The organism is Herbaspirillum huttiense (assembly GCF_004367745.1).
Lineage (GTDB): Bacteria > Pseudomonadota > Gammaproteobacteria > Burkholderiales > Burkholderiaceae_D > Herbaspirillum > Herbaspirillum huttiense.
The window spans coordinates 935,368-961,799 of the sequence record NZ_CP037993.1 but is presented as its reverse complement, the minus strand read 5'-3'; the positions used below and the strand labels follow the sequence as shown (position 1 = coordinate 961,799).

Below are 26,432 nucleotides of genomic sequence, written 5' to 3'. Positions count from 1 at the left end.
TCAGCTCCATGCGTGGAAAGGCGGCTTGACGCCATTGAGGTAGTAATTGCCGACGATGGCGTATTTCCAGCGCACCGGATCATGCAGCGTGTGCGTGCGCGCATTGCGCCAATGACGGTCGAGGTTGTACTGGCCCAGCGTGGAACGCGTGCCCGCCAGTTCGAACAGCTTGTTGGTGGCGTGGATGGCGATCTCGGTGGAGAGCACCTTGGCTTCCGCCGTCAGGATCTGCGCACGCGCCACGTTCTCCGCATCGGGGGCGGCGACGGCCACATCGATGGCGCGGCCCGCGCGTTCCAGCAGCGCTTCGCTGGCATGCAGGCGGATCTGCAGGTCGCCCACGGCCTGGATGGAATACGGATCTTCCCAGGCGTGATCGCGCTGGCTGTCGATCCACGGGCGCGACTTGGTGCGCACGAAATCCTGGGTATCGGCAATCGCGGCGCGGGCAATGCCCACGTCCACCGCAGCCTGGATGATCTGGAAGATGGCGCCGTCGGCGGAAGGTTCGAGGTAGCCCTTGTAGGCCGGGATCAAATGCGTCTTCGGCACTTTCACCTGATCGATGATGACGGTGCCGCTCAGGGTAGTGCGCTGGCCGAAGGCTGACCAGTCGTCAATGACGGTCAATCCCGGTGCATTGCGCTCGGCCACCACGTACCAGGTGCGGTTCTCTTCATCATTGGCGACGATGGGCACGTAATGCGCCAGCAGCGCGCCGGTGGAGTAGAACTTCTTGCCGCTCACGATGACGTGGTCACCGGCATCGACGAAGCGCGTCTCGAAGTCCGCAGCCCGCTTGGATCCCGACTCGGAGAAGGCATTGCCCCAGCGTACGCCGCGCAGGAAATCGGCAAAGAAACGCTGTTGCTGTTCCGGATCGGAAACGGTGCGCACCGCCGCCACGAAGCCCAGGTGATTCTGCGTGATCTGGCCCAGCGACGGGTCGGCCGCGGAAATGATGGCGATCACTTCCGCCAGCGTGGCATAAGAGACTTCGGCCCCGCCGAAGGCACGCGGTACGTTGATGGCCCACAGGCCGCTTTGCGAATAGGCCTCGATCTCTTCCACCGGCCAGCGGCGCAGCTGGTCGCGTTCGGAAGCGCCTTGCGCCAGGCGCTTGGCCAGCGTGTGGGCGACGGCGATGGCTTCGGCGTCATCACGGATCACGTGCGCCGGTTGTGCCGCGCGCGGCAAGCCGGGTACCGGGCCGCTGGCGGGAGAATAAGACTGTGTGGAGGGGGCGAGCACGGCAGACATGGTCGGACCTTTCAGAAAAAAATGGAGAAGTGGAAGAAGACGGCAGGCGGTCCCGCAACAGCGCATCAGTGCATCAGTGCATCACCGCAGGACCGCCCTGCCCTCAGTCATCGATGCTCTTGCGCACCTTGATGTTCTTTTCCTTGGCATAGGCCAGGGCGGACTTTTCGATGATGGGACGCAGCAGTTTCCAGTCCGGGGCGATCCAGTCGGAGACCACGTTCCACTGCTTGCCATCCCATTGCTGGAAGGCCACCAGGCCATCGCCTTCGTGGTTGTCCCAGGTCACGTGGATGGAGTGGAACAAGCCCTTGGCACCGAGTGCAGCCGTGCGGGCCTGGTCGATATTGAGGTTCTCCAGACCCCAGCGGATTTCATCCCCGGTGAGCGTGCGCTTGCCGAATTTGGCCTGGGCGATGCGGATCGCTTCCACGTTGAGGATGCCGTTGAGCACGCCGAGATTGTGATAGACGCTGCCGATGCGCTTGGGATCCTGCAGGTTGCCCTTGCCAGCGCCGTAGACGGTCTTCTGGATTTCCTGCAGCACCGGATACTGCGCGCCTGCGGCCACGGTGGTGATGGCCACATAGCCCTTGGCGGCGTCACCGGCCGGGATCACGTCTTCCTCCGAATTGGACCAGACGTTGCCGATGATGTGATCCGCCGGGAAGCCCGACTTCTGCGCCGTCTTCAGCGCCACCGGATTCATCACGCCCCAGCCGCGCAGCACCACATAGTCGGGCTTGGCGCGGCGGATCGCCAGCCATTGCGCCTGCTGGTCATTGCCGGGGTGCGGCACTTCGATCTGCTGCAGCGAGAAACCATATTTTTCCGACAGCAGCTTGTAGATCGGGATGGTCTCCTTGCCATAGGGCGAGCCGTGATACAGCACCACAATCTTCTTGCCTTTGAGCTTGTCGCTGCCGCCTTCCTTGCTGGCGATGTAGTTGACGATGCCCGAGGTCTCGCTGTAAGGGTTGAGCAGCAGCGGGAAGATGTACTTGAACACGCGCCCATCGGTGGTGTCGGTGCGGCCGTGGTTGATGGTCAGCAGCGGCACCTTGTCGGCCGTGACGCGGTCCAGCAGCGCATAGGCGATACCGACCGAGAGCGGATTCCAGGTGGCGATGTCGGGACGCTGCTTGAGGCGCTCGTAGACTTCCACGCCGCGCTCCACTTCGTACTGGGTCTCGCCTTCTTCCCAGGTCAGCTTGACGCCACCCACGCCGCCATCGCGCAGGTTGACCAGGTTCAGGTAATCGATGAAGCCGCCAAAGAAGCCGGTCCCGCCAGCTGCATACGGACCCACCCGGTAACTCTGCAGGGGGAAGAATTGTTCATCGGCATGGGCATGTTGCAGGCCTGCAGACAGGAGGGCTGCGGAGAGAATGAAGGTTTTTAATAATTTTGCGTGCAGCATGGTGAGAGAGCTTCTCCGTGGTGAGGGTGGATGTGAAGGTAAAAAGTTATGACGAGGACGGGCGCGCATGAAGGCGACGCCGTGCGCGTTCCCACAGGGCCGCCAGGCCCTGCGGCTCGACGATGAGGAAGAAGATGATCAGCGCCCCGAGCACGATGCGCTGGCTCATTTCCAGCACGCCGGAGTCGAACCACTGCCCCAGCAGCAGGCTGCCCAGGCGCGACAGCAGCAGCGGAAATACCACGATCAGCGCCGCCCCCAGGAAGGCCCCGCGAATGGTCGCCAGCCCGCCGATGATGACGATGAAGAGAATCTGCAGCGAACGATCCAGATTGAAGCCGGCCGGTTCCACCGTGCGCAGGTAGACGAAGCCCCACAGCACACCGGCCACGCCGATGACAAAGGACGACACGGCAAAGGCCAGCAGCTTGGTGCGCAGCACCGGCACGCCGATCACGCGGGCCGCCTGTTCGTTGTCGCGCACGGCGATGAAGTGATGGCCGGTCTGGCTCTGTACCAGCCGCCAGCACAGCAAGGTCAGCACCGTGACGATGGCCAGCGCGAACAGGTAGCGGCCCGCTGGCGTATCAAAAGCAAGCCCGCCCACCACCAGCGGCGGCGCATCGATCACGCCGGACGGATTGTCATTGCTGAACCAGCTGAACTTGACCAGCACCCACTGCACGAAGAACTGCGCCGCCAGCGTCGAGACGGCCAGATAGAAACCGCGCAGGCGCAGACTGGGCAAGCCGAACACCAAACCGATGGCGGTCGCCGCCACGCCGGCCAGCGCGATGGAGAGCAGCAGCGGCAGGCCCTCCACGCGCAAGTTGAGGTTGTAGGCAGCGAAGGCGCCCACCGCCATGAAGGCCGAACTGCCCAGCGAGAGCTGGCCCGCGTAACCAGTCAGCAGATTGAGTCCGACCGCCGCCAGCGAGAGTGCCAGGAAAGGAATCAGCAAGGCATCGATGACATAGGGCGAGGCGAACCAGGGAAGAATGACCCAGGCCACCAGCAGCAACAGCAGCCAGGGTGCGGCACGCCGCCACGAGAGGCCACGCAGGGGCAGCACGCGCGGCGAAGAAGCGAGAGAAGTCGTCATGTCAGGCCCTTTGCCATGCACGCTGGCCGAACAGGCCACTGGGCCTGACCAGCAGGAAGGCCAAGGCGGCCACGTAGGCAAACCAGCCTTCGATGCCGCTGCCCACCAGCGGACCGAGATAGACCTCCGCCAGTTTTTCCAGCGCACCGATGAGCAGGCCGCCGACGATGGCCCCCAGTACCGAATCGAAACCACCCAGCACCAGCACCGGCAAGGCCTTCAGCACCACCAGCGACAGCGAGAACTGCACGCCCAGGCGCGCGCCCCACAAGAGTCCGGCGATCAGTGCGATCAATCCGGCCGTGGCCCACACGGCGGCAAGGATGCGCGGCAGGCGCAAACCCACTGCCAATGCGGCAAAGCCGTCATCGGCCAGCGCGCGGAATTCCAGTCCGAGGCGGGTGTAGCGGAAGAAGGCCGACAGCAGCGCCACCATCAGCGCCGCCGTGGCAGCGGCAAAGAGATCGAAGGAAGAAATCATCATCCCGCCCAGTTGCAGGGGCGTATCGGCGATGCCCAGCTCCAGCGCATGCACCTGCGTGCCCCACAGCAATTGCGCCGCGCCCTCGATCACGTAGGACAGACCCAGCGTGGCCATGAACAGCGTCATCGGCGACTGGTTCTGCAAGGGACGCAATACCACCCGCTCAATCGAGAGGCCCAGCAGGATCATCGCCGCCAGCGTCAGCAGCAAGGCCAGCGCGAAAGGAACACCGCGCTCCACCAGACTCACGAAAGTCAGCGCGGCAAACAGCAGTTGCGCGCCCTGCGCAAAATTGAGCACGCCCGAGGTCTTGTAGATCAGCACGAAGCCGATCGCTACCAGCGAATACATCACCCCCGAGAGCAGGCCACCGGACAGCACTTCGGCGAAGAACACCCAATCGAAGTCAGCCATCACGCGGCCTCCTGCGTGGTGTGATGCTCAGGCTGGGCCACGCCCAGATAGGCCTCGATCACGGCGGCATCCTGGCGCACCTCCGCCGGTGCGCCATCGGCAATCTTGCTGCCATGCTGCAGCACCACCACGCGGTCGGAGAGTCCGAAGACCAGGCCGATGTCATGTTCGATCAGCAGAATGGCGGTCCCGAACTGATCGCGCGCGGCGCGCACGAAATGCGTCATCTCGCTTTTTTCGGTGACGGTCATGCCGGCCATCGGCTCATCCAGCAACAGCACCCGGGGTTGCGCCACCAGCGCGCGCGCCAGTTCCACGCGCTTCTGCAGGCCATAGGGCAAGCCACCCACCGGACGCCCCGCATGCGCGCGCAGGTCGAGGAAGTCCATCATCTGCGCGGCCAGTGCACGGGCCTCGTTGCGCTCGCGGCGGGCGCGGCCGAGACCGGCGATCTGTTCCACGAAACTGGACCGCATCGCATCGACGCGGCCCAGCACGATGTTGTCGCGCACGCTCAGGCCCTTGAACAGGGCCAGGTTCTGGAAGGTACGCGCCACGCCCAGCCGCGCCAGGCGTGCCGTGGGCACCTGCCGGAAACGCTTGCCGGCCAGGCTGACCGTGCCCTGCGTGGGCCGGTACAGTCCGCTCATGACGTTGACCAGCGAACTCTTGCCCGCGCCGTTGGGACCGATCACGGCCAGGATCTCGCGTTCATGCAGGGCCAGGTCGACATGACGCAAGGCCTGCACGCCACCGAAGGACAGGCTGATGCCCTCCAGCTGCAGGACCGGCGCGACGCCGGCCTGCACCGAGCGCTGCGCCATCGTGCCGGCGTCTGCCCCCGCATGGGCGGGCAGCGCGAGCTCAAGCGTGCCGCTCATGCTCATGCCACCGCTTCCAGCGCCTGCGCCTGCTGTGGTGCAGCCGCTGCCGTGGCCTGACGCGCTTCCAGTTCGCGCACCAGCGGCAATACCTTCTGGCCGAAATATTCGACTTCCTCGATGAAGTGCAGGAAGCCGGTCAACACCAGATCCACGCCGATGGCCTTGAGCGCGACGATGCGTTCGGCAATCTGTTGCGGCGTGCCGATCAGGTTGGTCTTGAAGCCGTCGTTGTATTGCACCAAGTCGTCGAAGGTGGACTTGGCCCAGTTGCCCTCGCCTTCGGGCGAAGCCTTGCCCGCCTGCTTGACCGCGTCGCCGAAGGCGTGCACCGCCTCCACGTGGGCGTGGTCGATGATGTCCTGCAGGACGGCTTGCGCTTCTTCTTCGGTATCGCGGGCGATCACGAAGGCGTTCACGCCGATGCGCACCTTGTGGCCGTTCTGCGCGGCCTTGGCCTGGATGTCATCGATCTGTGCCTTGAGCCCCTCGACCGTATTGCCGTTGGTGAAGTACCAGTCCGAGACGCTGGCCGCGTTGTCGCGCGCGGCGCGGGAGCTGCCGCCCTGGAAGATTTCCGGGTGCGGTTTCTGCACCGGCTTGGGACTGAGGGTGTAATTGTTGAAACGATAGAAATCGCCCTTGAAGGTGAAGTCATCCTGGGTCCAGATGCCCTTGAGTGCGCGGATGAATTCATTGGAACGGCGATAGCGTTCGTCATGTTCCAGCCAGGGTTCGCCGATGGCCTGGAACTCGCCCTTGAACCAGCCGCTGACCACGTTGATGGCGATGCGGCCCTGCGAGATGTGGTCGATGGTGGCGATCTGCTTGGCCACCACGGCCGGATGCCACGGACCGGGCAGGATCGCGGCCAGCACCTTGAGCTTGGTGGTGGCGTGCAGCAGGGCCTGGCTGAAGGAGACCGACTCGTGCTGGTATTCGGCACCATAGCCGGCGGTGAAACGGATCTGGCTCAAGGCGTATTCGAAGCCGGCCTTTTCGGCGGCCACGGCAAGACGCTGGTTGTATTCCAGGCTCCAGTCGGTGCGTTGCGGGATCGTGCTCACCACCAGGCCGCCGCTGACGTTGGGGACCCAATAGGCGAACTTGACGGCATCGGTGCGCGGGGTGGTGGAGGTCGTGGTAGCGGGGGCTTGGCTCATGAAAAAACTCCTTTGAAAAGAGGATGATCGGGTGATCGAAAATGAAATGGCGCGCTGTGATCAGCGGGCGGCGCGGGACACTGCCGCCGATGCGGCAAGGCCTTGCAACACCGGCAGCGCCCGCTGCACGGTCAGGGCAATGCGTTCCTGCAGGGCCGCACTGATGATGGTTTCGTTGTCGAACTCCTGGGCATTGGCATACACGCCCAGCGGCAGCGTGAGCGCCTGAAAGAAGGCGAACAGCGGACGCAACTGATGATCGATGGCCAGCGCATGGCGATCGCTGCCGCCGGTGGCGGCCAGCAGCACGGGCTTGCCGAACAGCGACTCCTGCGGCACCAGGTCGAACAGATGCTTGAACAAACCCGAATAGGAGCCGCGATAGACGGGACTGCCCGCCAGCAGTACATCGGCGTTTTCAATGGCGGCGATCTTCTGGCGTACGGGGTCGGGCAACTGCGCCAGTTCAGTGGCACTGAGCAACTGGCCGCTCAGGTCGGAAAGCGCCACCACTTCCGTCTGGATGGCGATGTGCTGGCCCAGCTGCGCTGCAATGGCATTGAGCAGGCCCAGCGTACGGGAGGGACGGCGGCCGCTTCCGGCGACGATGACGACTTGCAGGGGACGGCTCATGAAGAAGGCTCTCCTTGGATGACTGAAGGAAGGACGCGATCGCATCCGCCCTCCTCATTCAGCGAAGAACGTGCCACCCTGTGAAGCCTTTCAAATCAAGGACTTGCTAAAATCCGGACTACTGCTGCAGCAGCAATCTGCTCACGCGCTGCTGCTGGAGCAGCAGGCAAGTCGCCCTGATGTTTCTCTTTATTTACTAAGTTTTCCAAGCTGTATGACAGCTTTGCATTCCTGTGCCGAAGCTGTCGCCATACGGTGACGGACCATCATCAGTCCCATGTCAGACAAGCTTTTTCGGTCGATCACCCAACGTATACCGAGCATGCTTATGCTGAATTGATCGTTAATTCGCTCCTTCCATATTGTTAGAATCCATTCATCTTCCCCTCCTGCCTCTCCCCCCGGAGCAGGAGATTCCACAAGACCGGAGCCTGACATGCATGCCAGCCCTCGCTCTGCCCATCTGTATGCGCTGCCCTCTTCGCCGGAGGGTGATGGCGACCTTGCCGCGCGCACCGCATCGCCGCTGCTGACCTTGCCGCATGCGCGCAAGCTGGGCACGTCCATTCGCGCCACGGCGCAGGTGTTCCATGATCCGGTCTCGGTGGCCCTGCTGGAACGCGTACAGCGTGTGGCACCGAGCGATGCCAACGTGGTCATCATCGGTGCCACCGGTACCGGCAAGGAACTGATCGCGCGTCACGTGCATGCGTTGAGCCATCGCCGGGATGCGCCCTTCGTGGCCGTGAATTGCGGTGCGTTTTCGGAGAGCCTGGCCGAGAGCGAATTGTTCGGCCATGAGAAAGGCGCCTTCACCGGTGCCATCGCGCACAAGGCCGGCTGGTTCGAAGCGGCCAATGGCGGCACGCTGTTCCTCGATGAAATCGGCGACCTGCCGCTGGCCATCCAGGTCAAGCTGTTGCGGGTGCTGCAGGAACGCGAGGTGGTGCGGCTGGGATCACGGCGCAGCATCCCCATCGACGTGCGCGTCATCGCCGCCACCAATGTGCGCTTGCAGGATGCGGTGGCGGCCGGGCATTTCCGCCAGGATCTGTATTACCGGCTGCAGGTGGTGCAACTGGCCATTCCGCGTTTGCGCGAGCGGCCTGCGGATATCCTGCCGCTGGCCCATTACTTCCTCCATGAATATCGCCAGCGGCTGGGCTATGGCGCAGCCCGCATCGATGCAGAAGGCGAACGCAAGCTGCGCGAGCACGACTGGCCGGGCAATATCCGCGAACTGGAAAACGCCATCCACCATGCGCTGCTGATCTGCCAGGAGGACAGCCTGCGCGCCGAGCACTTCCATCTCTCCCATGTGGAGCGGCGCCCGGCATATGCCGCGCATGGCGGCATCGATTGCAGCAACGATCCCTTGCAAGCGCTGGAACAGGCCTTGCAGAACCTGTTCAATCAAGCGCAGGCGGGCCTGTTTGAAAAAATCGAAGACACGGTATTTCGTACCGCCTTCGAGTTTTGCGAACGCAATCAGGTACAGGCCGCGCGCCTGCTCGACATCAGCCGCAACGTGCTGCGGGCAAGGCTGATCCGCAATGGGCAAATCTCGGCGCTGAAATGACGCTCATTGCAAAATAACAACTTGAACAGACTTTTCTTCACAATAAACTTACAATTTCCCAACAATTGTTAACGATTATCATTTATATTCATCGGCCCGATTATTTGCCTGGCTGTTTGAATACCGATGATGATGCACCGAGGATTTGCGACTTCCCTTCCCTGCCGCTGCGCCACCAGCGCCGCATGGCTGCTGACCAGTCTGCTGGCGGTAGCGCCCCTGGCCTGGGCCGACGATGCGGCCACGGCGGCCGGCAGCAATGCAGCGGCCTTGCCCGAGATCAGCGTCTCTGCTGGCCGCGACAAAGCCAGCAGCAGTTACAACGCCACCAGCACCAGCGGTGCCACGCGCACCGATACCCCGCTGATGGAGCTCCCGCAGTCGGTACGCGTGATGACTACCCAGCAGATCGAGGATCTGGGTGCGGTGCGTCTGGCCGACACGGTCGATTACGTCAGCGGCATCAGCCGCCTCAATGACTTCGGCGGCACCTGGGACAACTTTGCCATTCGCGGCTTCAGCAGTACCGACATGGGTTTCCTGGTCAATGGCTTCCCCGGTTCGCGCGGCTACAATCCGCGCCGCGATACGGCCACCATCGAACGCATCGAATTCCTCAAGGGCCCGGCCGCCGCGCTCTATGGCAGCAGCGAGCCGGGCGGCACCATCAACATCGTCACCAAGAAACCGCAGTTCACGCGCAAGAACAGCGCCGAACTCAGTGCCGGCACCGGCGGCCTGCGCCGTGCCACGGTGGACAGCACCGGTCCCCTGAGCCAGAACCTGGCCTATCGCCTGATCGCCATGACCGAGGAAGGCGACAGCCGTTCCAGCCTGCTCAACAACCGCCGCTCGCTGGTGGCCCCGTCGCTGGCCTGGGTGATCGACAAGGACACCCTGCTGAACTACGAGGCCGAATTCCTGCAGGCCAGCACACCGCTGGACCGCGGCCTGATCAACGTGCGCGGCGTGCTGGGCACGCTGCCGCGCGACCGCGTCCTGAACGAACCCTCGGATGGCAACATGGCCATGCGCAGCAATACGCATCAGCTGACGCTGGAGCGCACGCTGTCCGAGCAGTGGCGTGCCAGGCTCGGTGCCAGCTACAAGGAAAGCAGCTTCGATGGCTATTACACCGAAGCGGCCCTCTCCAATCCGCTGGCCGCTGACAACCGCACGCTCAACCGCACCCGCACCTGGCGGCAGCTTCCCTCGCGCGATACCTCCTTCCAGGCGGAGCTGCAGGGCAACTTCAACACCGGTGCCATCGGCCACACCCTCCTGATCGGTGCAGAAGCATCCACGCTGTGGATGAATACGGAAATCCTGCGCTCGGCCAATACCCCCATCGATATCTACAATCCGGTCTACGGCAGCCCGTTGCTGCCGCTGACCAACCGCACCAGCAGTTCGGACGAAAGACAGCGCGTGAAGGGCGTGTTCGTGCAGGACCAGCTGAGCCTGTCGCCGCAATGGAAATTGCTGGCGGGTGTGCGCTGGGATCAGTACAAGCAGAGCATCGAGAACCGCGTGGGCGGCGTCACCACCACCTCGCAGCAACAGAGCGCCGTGTCGCCGCGCGCCGGCATCACCTATCTGCCGACGGCCTGGAGTTCGGTGTATGTGACGGCGGGCAAATCCTTCCGTGCCAACAGCGGCGTGGATGCCAGCGGCCGCGCCTTCGATCCGCAGCATTCGACCGCCTATGAAGCCGGCCTCAAGCTGCAGACCACGGATGAACGCCTGGGCGCCAACTTCGCGGTCTACGACATCACCAAGACCAATGTGCTTACCGCCAGCGATACGCCCGGTTTCCAGGTGGCGGCCGGCGAAGCCAAGAGCACCGGCTTCGAGGCCGATGCCTATGGCCAGATCGATGCGCACTGGCGTCTTTCGGCCAATTTCGCCTGGGACAATGCGCGCGTGACCAAGGACAAGACCCTGGCCGCCGGCACGCGCCTGGCCAATATTCCGGCCTACAGCGCAGGTCTTCTGGTCATGCGTGAAGATGCGACGGCCAATGGCGCGCGCTATGGACTGGGGGGCGGCGTGAACTACGTCGGCAACCGTTCGGGCAATACCGCCGACACCTATTCGTTGCCGGCGTATGCGACGGTCAAGCTCCTGAGCTACTGGCAGGTGAGCAAGAATGTGCGGCTGTCGCTGGACGTGCACAACCTCTTCAACCGCAACTACTATCCGGGCTCGTGGAACAACCTCTACGTGATGCCGGGGGCGGAACGCACTGTCGTGGCGCGCATGAAGATCGACTTGTAAATCGTTTCCACGACGCCGAAAAGACAACGCCCCGATCCGCACTGCGCATCGGGGCGTTTTTCATGCATGAAGAAAAGTCATGCTTGCACGTGCATCCATTCCTCGTGTGCCTGCTTGAGGCGAGCCACGCCGTCGATGATCTCCCGAGGCTGGGCATTGGCGAAAGAAAGTCGCCAATGGCCCGGATCGGATGGCGTGGCATAGAAGGCGCTGCCCGGCACGTACATCACGTTGTGGCGCACCGCGGTCCGCAGCAGCGCCGTGGCATCGGTGCCATCCTTCCAGCTGGCCCAGATGAACATGCCGCCTTCCGGCGCGATCAGCGAGAGACGATCGCCGAAGGCTTCGCGCAAGGACGACAGCATGATCGCGCAACGTTCGCGATAGGTGGCGATGATGTGCGGCAGATGGGCCTCCAGATGCCCGGCCTGCAGATATTGCGCCGCCACCATCTGCATCCACGGCGCGGTGCACAGGTCGCCGGTCTGCTTGGCGATCACGGCACGGCGCAGGATTTCCGACGGACCACACATCCAGCCGATGCGCAAACCCGGTGCCACGATCTTGGACAGACTCGACAGGTACACCAGCCAGTCACGCGCACCCTCGATCTCCTGCGCCACCTGCAGCAGCGGCGGCTCGGCCTGCCCGGAAAAACGCAGCTGGCCATAGGGATCATCCTCGATCACGATGAACTGGTAACGCACCGCCAGCGCAAGCAAATGACGGCGGCGCGCCAGCGGCAAGGTGGCGCCGGTCGGATTGGCGAAGCTCGGCACCAGGTACAGCAGCTTGGGCCGGGCACCCGCCAGCAGCAAGGCTTCCAAGGCATCGGTATCCATGCCTCGGGCGTCACCGGGAATCTCCAGCAATTCGGCATGCGCCAGGCGCAAGGCCTGGATCGCCGCCGGATAGCAGGGCCGCTCGATGACCACGCCATCACCCGGCTCCAGCAGGATGCGCAACAGCAGTTCAAACCCTTGCTGTGAACCGGTGGTGACGATAAGGTCGCCCGGATCGGCACCGCCGATGCGCGTACGCGTGACCTGCTTGAGCACTTGCGACAGTTGCGCCGCCCCTTCGGTCGCCCCGTATTGCAGGCAGGCCGCCGCTGCGCTGTCGAGCAGGGTGGCGGCGCTCTTTGCCAGCCCTTGCGTATCGAACAGCGCCGGGGCCGGATAGCCGCCGGCAAAGGAGATCATGCCGGGTTGCTGCGTGTACTTGAACAGCTCCCGGATGGGCGACCCCTGGGGCGACTGGAAGGCCGGATTGAAACGATAGGCTGCGGTCATGATCGATAGAGGCTTATTGCTCGATCATGCGGTTCCAGCGGTTGTTCCACTCGGAGCGCTTCTCGTTGACGGTATCCCAGTCGACGGTGTTGAGGTTCTTGGTCAGCACTTCGCTCTTGCCCAGCTTGGCCTGCGCGGCGTCCGACAGCGGCACGTTGCGGTTGACCGGAATCGAATTGGCCAGCGCCATGCTCTTGGCCTGCACCGCCGGGGTCAGCAGGTATTCCAGCAGCTTCTGCGCCAGTTCCGGTTCGCTGTTGCCCTTGATGGGGCAAGCGCCGGTCATGAGCAGCACGCCGCCTTCCTTGGGGGTGGCGAATTCAGCGGGGATGCCCTTGTCCTTCAGGTTGGCGATGCCGGTCACGGTCAGCGGGAAGATGGCCGCTTCATTGGTCTGCACCATCTCGGAAATCTTGGCCGAGCTGGAGAGATATTCGACCACGTTGGGGCCGATGGTGCTGCCCCACTTCTTGAAGCCGGGGTCGACGTTCTTGTCGGTACCGCCCACCAGGCGGTTGAACATCATGAAGCCATACAGGCCGAAGGTGCTGGCCGAGATCGACTGGAACACCACCTTCTGCTTGTACTTGGGATCAGCAAAATCCATCCACGAGGTCGGTGCCGGCCAGCCCTTCTCGGCGAACAGCTTCTTGTTGTAGCCGATGCCGAGCACGCCCATCTCGATGGCCACGGCCTGGTCATTGGCCAGGCGCGCGAAGGGATAGACATCCTTGAGCACGGCGGCGTCCTTGACCTTTTCGCACAGGCTCATGTTGATGGCGCGGTACATGATGCCGTCATCGAGGAAGGCCACGTGCATCTGCGGCTTGTCGCGCTGGGCCTGCATCTTGGCGATGATGTCGGAGGAGGTGCCGGGCACCACCACCACCTTGACGTTGTTGGCCTTCTCGAAGTCGGGGAAGATTGAGGCGGTGTAGTTTTTCTCCATCGTGCCGCCGTTCATGCCGACGTAAATGGTCTTGGTCTGCGCCTGTGCGCCAGTGGCGATCAGGGTCGCAGCGATTGCACAGGTCACTGCCAGGGTCTTCATCTTCATTACTGCACTCCTTGCCGGTTTGCCGTTGTGGATCCCGCTTGCGCGGGCGTGGGTCGTGGGATGCCATGCCGGATTCCCAGGTGGAGCAGGAATCCGGCAGCGGTGCTGCATTTTTGCTTGGGGTACTGCAGGTGGACGTGGCCGTCGCTCAGTCGATATCGAACTTCACACCCTGCGCCAGCGGCAGGGTCTTGCTGTAGTTGATGGTGTTGGTGGCGCGGCGCATGTAGTTCTTCCAGGCGTCCGAACCGGATTCACGGCCCCCGCCGGTTTCCTTTTCGCCGCCGAAGGCACCGCCGATTTCGGCCCCGCTGGTGCCGATGTTGACGTTGGCCAGGCCGCAGTCGCTGCCCACGGCCGAGACGAAGAGCTCGGCTTCGCGCATGTCATTGGTGAAGATGGCCGAGGACAAGCCTTGCGGCACGGCGTTGTTCATGGCGATGGCATCGCCCAGTTCATCGTACTTGACGATGTAGAGGATGGGCGCAAAGGTCTCGTGATGCATGATCGCAGTCTGGCCGGGCATGGTGACCAGTGCCGGGCGCACGTACCAGGACTGCTGGCCCATCACGTCCACCCGTTCGCCGCCGGTGACTTCACCGCCCTGCGCACGCGCTTGCTTGAGTGCCGCCTGCATGGCATCGAAAGCAGCCTGGTCGATCAGCGGGCCGACCAGGGTATCGCCCTGCAGCGGATCGCCGACCTTCACGCTGGCGTAGATGCGCTTGATTTGCGCCACTACCTGGTCATGAATGCTGCTGTGGACGAACAGGCGGCGCAAGCTGGTGCAGCGCTGGCCGGCGGTGCCCACGGCGGAGAAGGTGATGGCGCGCAGGGCCAGGTTCAGGTCGGCCGAGGGCGCGACGATCATGGCATTGTTGCCGCCCAGTTCCAGCAGGCTGCGGCCCAGGCGTTCGGCCACCACGGTGGCGACCTTGCGGCCCATGCGCACGCTGCCGGTGGCGCTCACCAGCGGCACGGTGGCCGAACGCGAGAGGGTCTCGCCCAGGTCGGCACCGCCGATCAGCAGGCCGCACAGTTGCGCCGGCACCAGGTTCGGACGCTGTGCCGAGAAACGCGCCACGGCCTTGGCGAACAGGGCTTGCACGGCCAGTGCCGTGACCGGTGTTTTTTCGGAAGGCTTCCACACCACGGCATTGCCGCACACCAGCGCCAGCGCGGCGTTCCACGCCCACACCGCGACCGGGAAATTGAAGGCGGTGATCACGCCGACCACGCCCAGCGGATGCCAGGTTTCCATCATGCGATGGCCGGGACGCTCGGAAGCGATGGTCAGGCCGTGCAACTGGCGCGACAGGCCCACGGCGAAGTCGCAGATATCGATCATTTCCTGCACCTCGCCCAAACCTTCGGAGAGGATCTTGCCGGCTTCCTGGGTGACCAGGGCACCGAGTTCGTCGCGATGCTCGCGCAGCACTTCGCCCAGCACGCGCACCAGTTCGCCGCGCACCGGCGCCGGCACTTCGCGCCAGGCCAGGAAGGCCTGCTGCGCGCCGGCGATGGCCGCTTCGGCGTCGGCCGGCGTCTGCGCCTTGAGTTGCGCGATGACCTCGCCATCACGCGGCGAACGGATCACCAGATCGTTGCCGGCGCAGGCCGAGAAGTCGGCACCCAGGGTGGAGAAGATGCGTGGAGAAGACATGGGGTTCCCTTGAAAAGTGGAGTGGGATGGGTCTGGAACGATGGAGTATAAGGACAGCCGCCCTACTTCTTAAAACCAAAAAATTTCACCACATCATGAGTTTTTGGAATGCACTGGCCTGGCGCGCGAGAATGCGCGAGGATGGGCGAGGATGGTGCAGCGCATCACTTCATATCGGCCGCAAGCCCCCGTACCGTGGCGCTTTCAGCCGCGGTGCCGGGGCCGCGCCGGTGGCGGCTTGCAGCGCCCTCATGGCATGACACGAGATGCATCTGCACGCAGGAGAAAAATGCGCGGCCATGAGTTTTAGTCAGCCTGGGAAATCGCTGCACCGAATCGATGCAGCCCGATGGAAGACCTCAGCCGCCCTGTGCTTCGCTCAGGATCCACTCACGGAACTTGAGGATGGCCGCCTTGCCGGCGTTCTTTTCGGGATAGACGAGGTAATAGGATTGCGGGCTCTTGACCGCCAGCGGGAAGGGCACATGCAACTGTCCCAGGCTGATCTCGGTCTCGACCATGAACTTGGGCATGAGCGCCACGCCCATGCCGGCGACAGCGGCCTGGATGACCATGGCCAGTTGCTCGAAGCGCGGGCCCGACAAGGCATTGGGGCAATCCACGCCGACATGGCGGAACCAGTCCTGCCAGGCCTGCGGGCGCGTGGTGTGCTGGAGCAGCGTGACGTTGGCCAGGTCCTCCACCGAGCCCAGGCCTTCGGCCAAAGCCTTGCTGCAGACCGGCACCACTTCTTCGCCCATCAGCCGCACCATCACGGTATCGGGCCAGTCGGGTTCGCCGAAGTGGATGGCGGCATCGACCTGGCGCGTATTGAAATCGAAGGGCAGCACTTCCGTGCTCAGGTTCAGCAGCACATCGGGATAGGCGGCAGCGAACTTGGCCAGGCGCGGGATCAGCCACTTCACGCCGAAGGTCGGCAGGATCGCCAGGTTCAGCACGCTGGCCAGGCTGTTGTAGGTCATGACCTGGAAGGTCGCCATCTCGATCTGCTTCAAGATGCTGGAGACCTGGCCCGCATAATCGCGGCCGGCTTCGGTGAGGATCAGGCGGCGGTTGATGCGCTCGAACAGCTTGACGTTGAGGTACTCCTCCAGGATCGCCACCTGGCGGCTCACCGCACCCTGCGTCATGTGCAATTCATTGGCCGCCTTGGTGAACGACATGTGCCGGGCCGACGTATCGAAGGCGATCAGGCAGGACGTTGACGGGATGAAACGGCGCATGGGACGAAGACCGCTGGCTGAAGGCGGGGCAGAAGGTGAAGGAGCCCGCACTAAAGCAAATGGCGTGCCCTCCCCTCCAGAGCGTCCCGGCACGCTGCCCGTCATGTGAAGCGCGTATTGCCCAGCAGGCAGTGCGGATCGAACACGTCTTGCACGCGGCCGGCCAGCGCGCGTTGTTCGGGCTGCGTGTAGCGCTGGTAGTAATGCTGGTTGAAGGGACCGATGCCGTGCTCGGCGCTGAAACTGCCTTGGTAACGTTTTGCAACCAAGTCATACAGCGCGGTGCGCAGGGCCTCGATGCGCTCCGGCGGGAAATGCGGCTGCTGCGCCGGCGGGATGGCCAGGTTGAAATGCACGCCGCCATCGCCCCAATGGCCGAAGTCGAACACCTCGGCACCGGCGAAGTCCCGTTCCACCAGGGCCAGTGCCTCCGCACGGAAGGCCGGCATGCGCGAGCGCGAGACGGAGATGTCGAAGGCGACGATCCTGCCCTCCTGCTTGACGCTGTCGCTGATGGCATGGCGCAGCCGCCACAGGGTCTCGGGCTTGTCGACCACGGCATCGACGATGGCATCGTCGAAGTGGCGTTCCAGCCAGGCCATGAAGAGCTGGTCGAGATCGAAGTGCTCACTGGCCGCCGATGACGAACTCAGTTCCACCAGCAAGGCATAGTCCGGTAATGGATCAAAGGGTGCATTCACCTGCGGCAGGTGGCGCAAGACCGACGCCAGCGCATTGCGCGAGATACCTTCGAAGGCCGTGAGGAAATCGGCGAACTGCGCCTGGGCATCCTGCAGCAGGCGCAAACCCGCTTCCAGCGAGGACGGCACGATCAAGGCGGTGGCGCGCTGGCGCGGCAGCGGATGCGCGCGCAGCACCGCTTGCGTGACGATGCCGTAGCTGCCGGCCGTGCCGATGAAGAGCTGCTTCCAGTCCGGACCGGTATTGTTCTTGTGCAGGCGGTTGCCCATCTCCAGCAGTTCGCCGGGCGGCTGCATCAGCAGCGCCTGCAGGCCCAGCGTGTTGTGGCGCACGTCGCCATAGCGGATCAGGCGCGCGCCGCCGGTGTTGGCGGCCAGCATGCCGCCTACCGAGGGATCGGCCCCGAGGTCGATGGGGAAGCACAGCCCGTGCGGGGCCAGCGCCTGGTTCAGGTCCGACAGGCGGGTGCCGGCCCAGGCCTGGATCACGCCATCGACCGGATCGATATCGATCACGCCCTTGATGCGCTCCATGCTGAGGATTAGTTGCAGACCTGAACTATCAGGCGAAGCCGCACCGACCAGGCCGGTGTTGGCCCCCTGCGGGATCAGGCGGATATTTTCGGCTGCGCACAGGCGCATGAGCTCGGCGGCTTCGGCCACATTGGCCGGACGCGCCACGCACAGCGCCTGCCCGGCCCCATAGCGCGGGCCGTGCTCGTAGGGCTGGCGCTCGGGCGCGGAGGTGATCAGGCCGGCGCTGCCCAGCAGGTCCTGCAGACGCGCCAGCGTGGCCTCAGCAGACACTGGCCGCCTCGCCGCCGGCTGCGCCCGATGCCACGGCCTCGGTCATCTTGAAGATGCCTTGCGCGTTGCCGCTGTCGAAGGTCAGGTCCAGCTTGCGCTGGCCGGCCTCGTCGGCGAAATAATCGCGCGAGATGAATTCGTAGAAGGAACCCGGCACGGTGACGGCGACCGGCTGGCCGTCCTCGCCCTGCAGCTGGTAATCGACCTTGACTGCACGGAAGGCGGTCTGGCGCACGCGGCCATTGCGCGAGACTTCCACCTGGTCCTTGATGGGACGTCCCAGCTGGCGCTGGCGTTCGGCGGTCGCGACCACGTCGGAGACACGGTCGGTGGCGTGATTGAAGGCATTGCCTTCGGTGGAGATCCAGGCCATCTCGGCGGATTCGGCCTTGAGCGTTTCGTATTGCGCCAGGGTCGGCAGGTCGTGATGGCGGGCGAAGCACTTGAGCATGGCGGGCAACAGGCGCTTGGCCTCGTCCATGTCCAGCTTGCCTTGTGCGGACAGCTTGGCCAGCAAGGCCAGCACTTCATCGGAGAGCGGATTGCGCGACGTGGCCAGCACGGCATCCACGGTCTGCTGGAATTGCGGCGAGAACTGTTCCGGATGCAGTTCGCTCACGAAGAACTGGGCGATCTGTTCGGCGTCGTCGATGTGGGTATAGACGCGGCCGGTCATCTTGATGCGCGCCAGCGGGTAGGTACCGGTCTGCTGGTAGCCCAGCGGCAACAGCACGCTGGTGAAGAGGGTTTCGCCATCGGGGAAACCGCTGTCGCGGCCCAGGCGCACGGTGCGCACGGCGCCGTGGTCGAAGCAGATCTTCACGCCCTCGCGCTCGGCATCGGCCACATAGTCACGGCCGGTGGCGACCTGTTGCAGCAGGCCTTCGAAGAGCAGCATGTTCAGGGCCTGCGCCAGTTCCAGGCGCGAGACCTCGGACGCCGCGGGGCGCAGGGTCGAGGCGGGGACTTCCAGGCGCGCGAACTGGCGCTGCACCAGGGCCTCGTCGCCGTAGTGGGAAAGCAGGAGTTGATGGAGATTGCTGTGCTGCGCGGAGATCGTCATTTGCGTGCCTTTGACCGGGTGACTATGAGATAGCCTCATGGTAAGGGCAGCGCGGGCGGCAAATAAAACGATAAATTCTGGGGCTTCGATGCCTTTTACTCATGCAAGGGCGGGAGCGGGGGTGGAGCGCACAAGCCGGCTGACGGGGCAGGGGCTGGGGCAGCCCATGCGGTTGATATGCCAATGTCGATCACGATGCCGAGCAGATGCTGATCTGTCCATTGACGGTCGTCCCAGAGAGGAAAGGCGGGTGCATCCTGCGCTTGTCGGCATCGCCCTCTTCCCTCTACGTGTTGCGCCACCGAAAACCCCCTCCGCGGTAACGCAACGCCGGCGCGAGCTTGCAGCCCGCAGTGCCCCCCGACACATGACCGGCAGGGAACGACAGGGGAACTGTATTACAAGCGCAGCGATTTGATTAGCCGTCGTTTTGCGAACGTACTCGTTAATCAAATTGAACAATGCAAGCGCCGCAACGCTTTACCGCGCAGCCGTTTCCTCGTCTTCAGGCGGATGACGGCGCGCGAAATAATCCTGGATCTGGGCGATGCAGGCCAGGATCTTGGCGGGCACGGCGTCGCGATGGCGGGTGGTGATGAAGGCGCAATAGCCTTCCAGCGACCAGTCCGGCAAGACTTCCACCAGGCGTCCCGACTTAAGATCATCTTGCACCTTACTGCGCAGGAAGCGGCCTACACCATGTCCCTGCACGGCCAGCTGCCGGATCGAGCGGGCGTGGTTGGCGGTGATGCGCGGACCGAGGCGCAGTTGCGCGCATTGCCCGGCGCGATTGGTCAGGGTGAGATCGACCACGGCATCGGGACCATGCGGAGTGAAGAACAACATCTGATGCTGAAGCAGATCCTCGGGACGGCGGATGGCGGCCCTGGCCTGCAGGTAATCGGGGGACGCGCAGAGCACGGCGCCCATGCGGGCCAGCGGGATATCGCCGGGGCCGGGAGTCTTGCCTACCCGCAAGGCCAGGTCGACGCTGTGGTCCATGAGGTCGACGTTGTGATCGCTGACGTGGATGCTGATGCGCAGCTGGGGATGGCTGCGGATGAAGTGGTCGAGGGCGGGCACCAGGTATTCGGGGGCCATGAAGCTGGAGGAAGCGATGCGCAGTTCGCCGACCAGTTCCTTGTGCAGGCTCTCGGTGGCATCGCGCGCTTCATTGGCCAGCGCCACGATGCGGGCGCAGTGGGCATAGAAGCCTTGGCCGGCTTCGGTGAGGCTGAGCTTGCGGGTGGTCCGGTGCAGCAGGGTGGTACCGAGGATGGCTTCGAGCGCACTGATGTGCTGGCTGACCGACGACGAGGTCAGCCCCAGTTCGCGAGCGGCCTTGGAAAAGGCGCCCAGCTCGACGACGCGGGAGAAGATCACCATGCGGGGCAGGTAATCCATGGCTTGGTTTTTCATCGTGGCATGCAGGAGGTCGATGGGGTCAGCGTCGACTATAGCGCGGGATGTTGTGTGATGAGCAGACGAGGTGAGCTGGAGATTGGGGCTTGTTTCCTGTTTGGCGGGAAGTGGTTGGGGACGGGTGAGATAGTCACATACGTTACTATTTCCGGGGAGAACTGTTGGGCTTGCTGTCCCTGGCTGGCTCCTCGCACGCCCTGGCGGCCATGGATTCCTCACACTGCAGCAGGCTCGAAGATGCGCTCGATCAACGACAAGAGAGACGGCGGCGGGCCCTTCCAGAGTGCATCATAGAGATCACATTAAGTAAATTAACGCCATATCTATGAAGCACAGACCTGAAACACTCAGAACATAGATAATGCATTAAATACTATAATGTCATATCTATGAACGGAGAAAAGCATGCCCAAGAAACTCTCGACGGCACAGGACTGGCCGACACTGGTACAAGAGCGCCTGACGACCTGGGGCAAATGCATTGCCACCCAGCGCCTGCGTCAGCGCATCACTGCCATTGATTTGTCTGCCCGGCTGGGAATCTCGCGGGTGACGCTGGCCAGATTGGAAAAGGGAGATCCCGGTGCCGGCGTGGGTGCTTATCTGACCGCGCTTCTGGCGCTGGGCATCTTCGACCAGGCCGTACCGGCATTGCCTGCCGAACTTTGGCAAGGTGACTATGGCCAGCGTGTCAGACTCAATCGGGAGCAAAAGGGAGCTGGCGACGATGACTATTTCTAAACCGGTCTATGTCTATCTGCAGCGTCCTGACAATGGCGAGTGGCTCACTGTGGGCCGGTACAAGGCAGGCGATTCCGGAGAGGGATTTTTCAGGTATGCCCCGTCTTACATCGACGCCGGGCATACCTGGGCCATTGATCCGCAGAACTTGAAATTTTTGCCCGAGACGGATTTCCGGGCACAACGCTATCAAGGTCTGCATGACGTATTGCGGGATGCCTGCCCGGATGCCTGGGGACAAGCGCTGCTGCGTCGCGAACACAATCTTTCGGAAGATGCTCCGCCGCTGCAATATCTGCTCAAGGCCAGCAATCTGGACCGCTGGGGTGCGCTGGCCGTAGGAACAAGTGCCAAGCCGCCCGCTGCGCAAATGAACACACCTGGCCTGCCTCAACTCAATGAAGTCATTGAAGAACTGGCGGCGCTCGCGGAGCATCGTCCTGCTATCCGGGCCGGCATTCGCAAACGGCTGGTCCAGACCGCCAGCGTGGGCGGTGCGCGGCCCAAAGCGACGGTACGGGGCGACCACGGTCAGTTCTGGCTGATCAAGCCGGAGATTGCTACAGACGCCGGCCCTGTTCCGCTGCTTGAGCACGTGGGCCAGCAATGGGGGCTGGCCAGCGGATTGAATTTTGCTCAAACCGTTTATCACGCTGACGCAGGTGGCAGAAAGTCGGTACGCGTTCTCAGGTTTGACCGCACCGGACAACAACGCCACCTGTGTGTGAGCGCCGCATCCTTGCTGCAGGCTGAATATCCCGGGCGTCATGAGACGGACCGCTGGAGCTATCCACGTCTGGCCGAAGAACTCAGGCTGGCGGGCGCACCAAGTACTGACCGTATCGAACTTTTCGGTCGCATGGTCTTCAATGCCGTTTGCGGCAACGATGATGACCATGTACGCAATCATGCGATCGTCTATGCGGAGGAGGAACGCCGCTGGCGTCTCGCACCAGCGTTTGACGTGGTTCCGAATCCGGTGGACACGCCCGCTCGCCTGCACATGCAGCTATCGCAGGGACGCTTCGACATTTCGCGCGACGCAGTTTTGGCTGACGCACATCGTTTCGGATTTGCCAGTCGGGAGGAGGCCGCGAGGTGTCTCGACGCGCTGCTGGGGCGTATTACGGGCAGCTTTGATGCGGTGGCAAATTGCCTGGATCAGGAATGGCAAGCCATGTTGCGCGAACGCTTGTCTCACAACGTTGCGATTCTGCGCCGAGGGCGAGAGCGCGACAATAGTTAGTTGCGGTGCCTTCCATCTCCTCCCTGATGAGCCGGCACATCCTCAAGCACCATCTCTTCGATCTCGCGCATATCAAGTCGTTTGTAACGGTACCCAGAATCAGTACTTGGCTAAAATAGGAATTTGTTTTTATTGGGTCGTTACAAAACTTTGATTAGCGGGATATTTGAGGCCCTATTCGATAGCCTTCGAGAATCAAAAGGATTTGCACCATCAGTTCTTTTCAAGATATTCAGGTCAAGCTTGCGGCGAAAAATGGATCGCAGGAACAAATAAAAAATACAGCATAATGAAATATACGTAGCGACTCTTGCTTGAATAAAAAACCATAAAAGGGGGAAGGAATACATGGCGATTAAGGCCGATGATATCAACACAATTAATGTTGGCGAACTCCTCGCAAAAAAACTCAGAATCCCCTCCTATCAGCGCCCATACAGCTGGGAGCCAATGATGGCATTGCAGTTAGTGGATGACATTGTAGAGGCTAAGGAGGATAAGGACGGTATTCCCTATGTCCTCGGAGTGATCATTTTAAATCGAAGCTCCAAGGGCCTTGATGTTGTTGACGGCCAGCAGCGCTTGCTAACCTTGCGGATGATTTGTGCAATTCTCGATCCATTAGATAACTTCAGTATTTCTGGAAAGAACGACAATCCAGTTCTTATAGTTTGGAAATCATTAAATATCCGATTGAACATAATAAGCTCGCATGACGATCGAAAATCTCTGCTCACGTTCATTCGCAGCCAGTGCCAGGTAGTACAGGTCGTCACAGAGGATATTGACGAAGCTTTCCGAGTATTCGATTCACAAAACTATCGAGGAAAATCACTCGTACCGCACGACCTTCTCAAGGCGCATCATTTGCGGGAGATGCGATGTGAAACTAGCGCGATGAAATCCGCTGTCGTCGAAACATGGGAATCAGTCCGCGATGAAGACTTGGATAGGCTTTTCTCTATCTACCTCTATCGGATTGCCCGTTGGTCGCAGGGGGAAAGTGCGATCGACGGATTCAAAATGCAAGACGTAGGGATGTTCAAGGGAATAACACCAAATGATTCCTTACCGCCAAGCTCACGCTATCACCTTGCCGCACAGGCATCAATTTCAATGATGCGTTCGTGGACGGCTCACAGCGAACGCGATGATCGCGATAGCGGACGCAGCAGATTCCAACTCGATGCGCCCATAATTGCCGGCCGCTGCTTTTTCGAGATGGTTGAATTCATGCTACGCGAATTAAAAGAGATAACAAAAGCGGCGTTTGAAGGCGGTTTTGAAAAATATGCCATATACGATCTGAAAGAGACCCGCGACTCTGAAGCGACTCTTACAGAGATTCCCTCACGAAGCCGCTATCGTTACGTCTCTGAACTCTATTTGGCAGCTGTTCTCTATTACACGAACAAATTTGGAGACGAGAATTTAGAGGAAGTGCGCAAGCTACTCTTTTCTTGGGCATACCTCCTCCGTATCGAGTTACTCCGTGTCCAGTTGCGCTCGGTAGACAACCGGGCAAGAGGGGCTGAAAGATCATCGCCCTTTGTAATGTTTAGAAACTCTTTAAGCCCGCGGATCATTCACCAGATTCAGAATGAAAGTGCCTCTCCAGCGGACGAACACGAAAGCAATCTCGTGGCTTTCCTCGATGAGCTGGTCCACGGTAGCGCATCTTCATAGCATCCTGATAAAAGCCAAAAATTGAGAAGAATAATGAATCTGAAACATGCGATTGTGTCGGTTGCAACCACGGCTTTACTAAAAAAAATTATCAAGAAACATGACGTCGAAGTTACTGACTGGAGGATGCGTGAACTTTTGGAGAAGACAATAACCTCAAAAAAACGCTTTAAATCTGGTGACCTTCTACAGGAGTTGAGCGAACAAGAGGTGAAGACTGTTTGTGAGTCCATGCGGGTAGATAGCAAAGGCAGAAAGCAGGACCTCATCGCTCGGCTTGAAAGTATAGATGCACGACCTTCAACGGATGCATTAAAGACAGATCTATTGTCCGTCGGCGCTCTGTTCGGCACCTCAGAATCGAGTTACACGATACCTGTCTACCAGCGCAACTACGCATGGCGTGCAGAGCAGATTCAACAACTCATCATTGATATTCAAGATGCACTTAGAGAAGCGGAAAGCAGCTACTTCCTCGGGAATCTGATTGTCACTGAAAGAAAGGACGTAAATAGTTTCGAGGTGATAGATGGTCAGCAGCGCCTAACCACTTTGTACCTTCTTCTTACATTCCTCTCTCAAAAGATACGAGACTCTGATGCCACCCATCGGGATCGCTTAAAGTATGAATCCAGGCCACGGGCTACAGAAGCGCTCCGGCGAGTTTCTGAGCGTCATACACAAGTAGAGTCTGTGAATCACGAAGATGCCGGCATTCACGAGGGTTTCAATGTCATACAGCAATTCATTGGGGCGCATCCTGAACTGAGTCACCAAAAAGGCCTCGCCACGTTTTTCACCTTTCTCCAACACAAAGTAAACGTTGTTCGCGTTTCGCTTCCTGCGGAAACAGATCTTAATCGTTACTTTGAAATAATGAATACTCGTGGAAAGCAATTAAGGCAAGTGGACATCATCAAGGCACGCCTAATGAGCGTTCTCGACGATGAGGATCGTGCGTGTTTCGCCTGGATATGGGATGCCTGCGCCGAGATGGATTCTTATGTCCAAATGTCATTAACGAGGAATAATCCAAAATCCCGGGACGAAATTTTCGGCAAAGATTGGAAGTTCTTGTTATTAAATGACTTCGAGGAGCTTCGCACCATCTATGAGCATGCAAGAATTGCTTCTGCCGGGAATTTTTCTTTAGGAGACTCTTTATCTGTTGAAGGTGCATTGCAACAGTATGCACAACTGAATTTGTATTTAGATGAATCCGATCAGGAAAATGTACGGTTCCGCTCGACAATCGAATTCTCCTCATTTCTTCTGCACGTTTTGAAGATTTTCAAGGGAAATGACGATGAGGATGAAGGTGGCCTTGACGATAAACGACTTATTAAGCTATTTGACGAAGATCTGCCCTCATCAAGCTCTAAGAAATCTGAATGGGTTAGAAACTTCGCAATCACGCTCTTGCGTTGCCGCAACCTATTCGATGGTTTTATATTGAAGCGCCAATATACAGCCACCAATGACGTTGATGGTGATTGGTCCATTTGCAGTTTAATACGGCGTAAGTCAAAGGATCGCTTTACCCCGGGTTATGTTTCCACGCTTTATAAAGGAAAAAGTAATGTTGAGGAGGATGGCAACATTGATGCGGATACGATTGATCTGCTAATGCTTCAATCAATGCTACGAGTAACCTACACGTCGCCACGTACGATGCACTGGATCACCCGGCTACTTCGGTGTCTACATGAAAGTGACAACGTTGCATCGCTATCGGGAAAAATCCTTGCTGACGAACTGCGAACGTACGCCAGGGATAAGGTTAGGGAAGCGTTTTTTGCTGAGACTGAGGGTCAACCAGAGGGATTCAGCATCAACCGGATTGTGTTTACTTACCTAGACTACCTGTTGCTCGGAAATGCGGATAAATCGGTGTTCAGGTTCACCTTCCGGAACTCGATCGAGCATTTTTACCCTCAGCATCCCGACAAGGAGCAATCCGGACAGATCGTTTCTCCTCAGTTTCTGAATGTACTGGGGAACCTGGCACTGCTGAGCGTTAGCGCAAACTCAAAATTCAGCAACAACATACCTGACGTTAAGGCGAAAAGCTTTGAATCATTTCAGGAACAAAGCCCGAAGTTGAAGAAAATGGCAAGCATCACTCGAAAGGAAGGCTGGGGAAACGACCAAGTGAGACGGCATCACAGCGAAATGCTGCATTTGTTGGCTGATGATTTAGGCTTAAGCCAGATTTCCGGTATTTGTCAACCCTGAGAGTACGTCACTTCAAGGAAAGAGATTCATTCGCACCAACGTCGATTCCAACTTGAGTCTCA

The 26,432-nt window shown here is 60.6% G+C and carries 20 protein-coding genes; 6 read left to right on the top strand and 14 right to left on the bottom strand.

Translation table 11 applies throughout. The annotated features are described in order from the left end of the window. The 7 genes from E2K99_RS04320 to msuE form a co-directional block, all read right to left on the bottom strand. Window positions 1–1,260, bottom strand: a complete 1,260-nt coding sequence (locus E2K99_RS04320; RefSeq protein ID WP_134221453.1) for an SfnB family sulfur acquisition oxidoreductase — start codon at window positions 1,258–1,260, stop codon at window positions 1–3. A 103-nt stretch (window positions 1,261–1,363) separates the two neighbouring features. Then, window positions 1,364–2,680 carry an ABC transporter substrate-binding protein gene (locus E2K99_RS04315; protein WP_134221452.1) on the bottom strand — a complete coding sequence of 439 codons (1,317 nt, stop codon included), beginning with the start codon at window positions 2,678–2,680 and terminating at the stop codon, window positions 1,364–1,366. Between the two features lie 46 nt (window positions 2,681–2,726). Continuing rightward, on the bottom strand, window positions 2,727–3,782 hold the full coding sequence (locus E2K99_RS04310; protein WP_134221451.1) for a branched-chain amino acid ABC transporter permease: 1,056 nt from the start codon (window positions 3,780–3,782) through the stop codon (window positions 2,727–2,729). A 1-nt stretch (window position 3,783) separates the two neighbouring features. Then, on the bottom strand, window positions 3,784–4,680 hold the full coding sequence (locus tag E2K99_RS04305) for a branched-chain amino acid ABC transporter permease (RefSeq protein ID WP_134221450.1): 897 nt from the start codon (window positions 4,678–4,680) through the stop codon (window positions 3,784–3,786). Next, window positions 4,680–5,567: an ABC transporter ATP-binding protein gene (locus tag E2K99_RS04300; protein ID WP_134221449.1), complete on the bottom strand. Its 888-nt coding sequence runs from the start codon at window positions 5,565–5,567 to the stop codon at window positions 4,680–4,682. Before E2K99_RS04300 ends, E2K99_RS04305 begins: the two co-directional genes overlap by 1 nt. Continuing rightward, window positions 5,564–6,724, bottom strand: a complete 1,161-nt coding sequence (sfnG, locus tag E2K99_RS04295) for a dimethylsulfone monooxygenase SfnG (protein WP_134221448.1) — start codon at window positions 6,722–6,724, stop codon at window positions 5,564–5,566. The genes E2K99_RS04300 and sfnG overlap by 4 nt, the downstream gene beginning before the upstream one ends. 60 nt (window positions 6,725–6,784) lie before the next feature. Continuing rightward, window positions 6,785–7,357 carry an FMN reductase gene (gene msuE, locus E2K99_RS04290; protein WP_134221447.1) on the bottom strand — a complete coding sequence of 191 codons (573 nt, stop codon included), beginning with the start codon at window positions 7,355–7,357 and terminating at the stop codon, window positions 6,785–6,787. Between the two features lie 436 nt (window positions 7,358–7,793). Between msuE and E2K99_RS04285 the strand changes: the two genes are divergently transcribed. Next, entirely contained in the window at window positions 7,794–8,936 is a 1,143-nt protein-coding gene (locus E2K99_RS04285; protein WP_134221446.1) for a sigma-54 interaction domain-containing protein, read from the top strand. Window positions 8,937–9,062: 126 nt separating this feature from the next. Then, on the top strand, window positions 9,063–11,213 hold the full coding sequence (locus E2K99_RS04280; protein ID WP_051057512.1) for a TonB-dependent siderophore receptor: 2,151 nt from the start codon (window positions 9,063–9,065) through the stop codon (window positions 11,211–11,213). 77 nt (window positions 11,214–11,290) lie between these two features. On the opposite strand, the gene E2K99_RS04275 is transcribed toward E2K99_RS04280, so the two are convergent. The 7 genes from E2K99_RS04275 to E2K99_RS04245 all read right to left on the bottom strand — a co-directional run bounded on the left by E2K99_RS04275 (window position 11,291) and on the right by E2K99_RS04245 (window position 20,459). After that, window positions 11,291–12,505: an aminotransferase-like domain-containing protein gene (locus E2K99_RS04275; protein WP_134221445.1), complete on the bottom strand. Its 1,215-nt coding sequence runs from the start codon at window positions 12,503–12,505 to the stop codon at window positions 11,291–11,293. A 13-nt stretch (window positions 12,506–12,518) separates the two neighbouring features. Next, complete coding sequence (locus E2K99_RS04270; protein WP_420840906.1) at window positions 12,519–13,556, bottom strand: ABC transporter substrate-binding protein; 1,038 nt, start codon at window positions 13,554–13,556, stop codon at window positions 12,519–12,521. Between the two features lie 154 nt (window positions 13,557–13,710). Further along, window positions 13,711–15,225: an L-piperidine-6-carboxylate dehydrogenase gene (amaB, locus tag E2K99_RS04265; protein WP_134221443.1), complete on the bottom strand. Its 1,515-nt coding sequence runs from the start codon at window positions 15,223–15,225 to the stop codon at window positions 13,711–13,713. Window positions 15,226–15,584: 359 nt separating this feature from the next. Next, entirely contained in the window at window positions 15,585–16,469 is an 885-nt protein-coding gene (gene gcvA, locus E2K99_RS04260) for a transcriptional regulator GcvA (protein ID WP_134221442.1), read from the bottom strand. A gap of 101 nt (window positions 16,470–16,570) precedes the next feature. After that, the gene (locus E2K99_RS04255; protein ID WP_134221441.1) at window positions 16,571–17,977 is read right to left on the bottom strand and encodes an FAD-binding oxidoreductase; all 1,407 of its coding nucleotides are present in this window, start codon (window positions 17,975–17,977) and stop codon (window positions 16,571–16,573) included. Continuing rightward, the gene (locus E2K99_RS04250) at window positions 17,967–19,040 is read right to left on the bottom strand and encodes a DUF1338 domain-containing protein (RefSeq protein ID WP_134221440.1); all 1,074 of its coding nucleotides are present in this window, start codon (window positions 19,038–19,040) and stop codon (window positions 17,967–17,969) included. The genes E2K99_RS04255 and E2K99_RS04250 overlap by 11 nt, the downstream gene beginning before the upstream one ends. A gap of 480 nt (window positions 19,041–19,520) precedes the next feature. After that, the gene (locus E2K99_RS04245) at window positions 19,521–20,459 is read right to left on the bottom strand and encodes a LysR family transcriptional regulator (RefSeq protein ID WP_240733847.1); all 939 of its coding nucleotides are present in this window, start codon (window positions 20,457–20,459) and stop codon (window positions 19,521–19,523) included. Between the two features lie 408 nt (window positions 20,460–20,867). Here E2K99_RS04245 and E2K99_RS04240 point away from each other — a divergent pair, with 408 nt between their 5' ends. The 4 genes from E2K99_RS04240 (at window position 20,868) to E2K99_RS04225 (ending at window position 26,370) form a co-directional block, all read left to right on the top strand. Then, window positions 20,868–21,203, top strand: a complete 336-nt coding sequence (locus E2K99_RS04240; RefSeq protein ID WP_051057514.1) for a helix-turn-helix domain-containing protein — start codon at window positions 20,868–20,870, stop codon at window positions 21,201–21,203. Then, window positions 21,190–22,449, top strand: coding sequence for a type II toxin-antitoxin system HipA family toxin (locus tag E2K99_RS04235; protein ID WP_134221439.1), 1,260 nt, complete (start codon window positions 21,190–21,192; stop codon window positions 22,447–22,449). Before E2K99_RS04240 ends, E2K99_RS04235 begins: the two co-directional genes overlap by 14 nt. A 348-nt stretch (window positions 22,450–22,797) precedes the next feature. After that, window positions 22,798–24,135: a DUF262 domain-containing protein gene (locus E2K99_RS04230; protein WP_134221438.1), complete on the top strand. Its 1,338-nt coding sequence runs from the start codon at window positions 22,798–22,800 to the stop codon at window positions 24,133–24,135. Between the two features lie 33 nt (window positions 24,136–24,168). Next, window positions 24,169–26,370 (top strand): GmrSD restriction endonuclease domain-containing protein, encoded by a 2,202-nt coding sequence (locus tag E2K99_RS04225; RefSeq protein WP_240733846.1) that lies wholly within the window; start codon window positions 24,169–24,171, stop codon window positions 26,368–26,370. The last annotated feature ends 62 nt before the right edge of the window (window positions 26,371–26,432 follow it).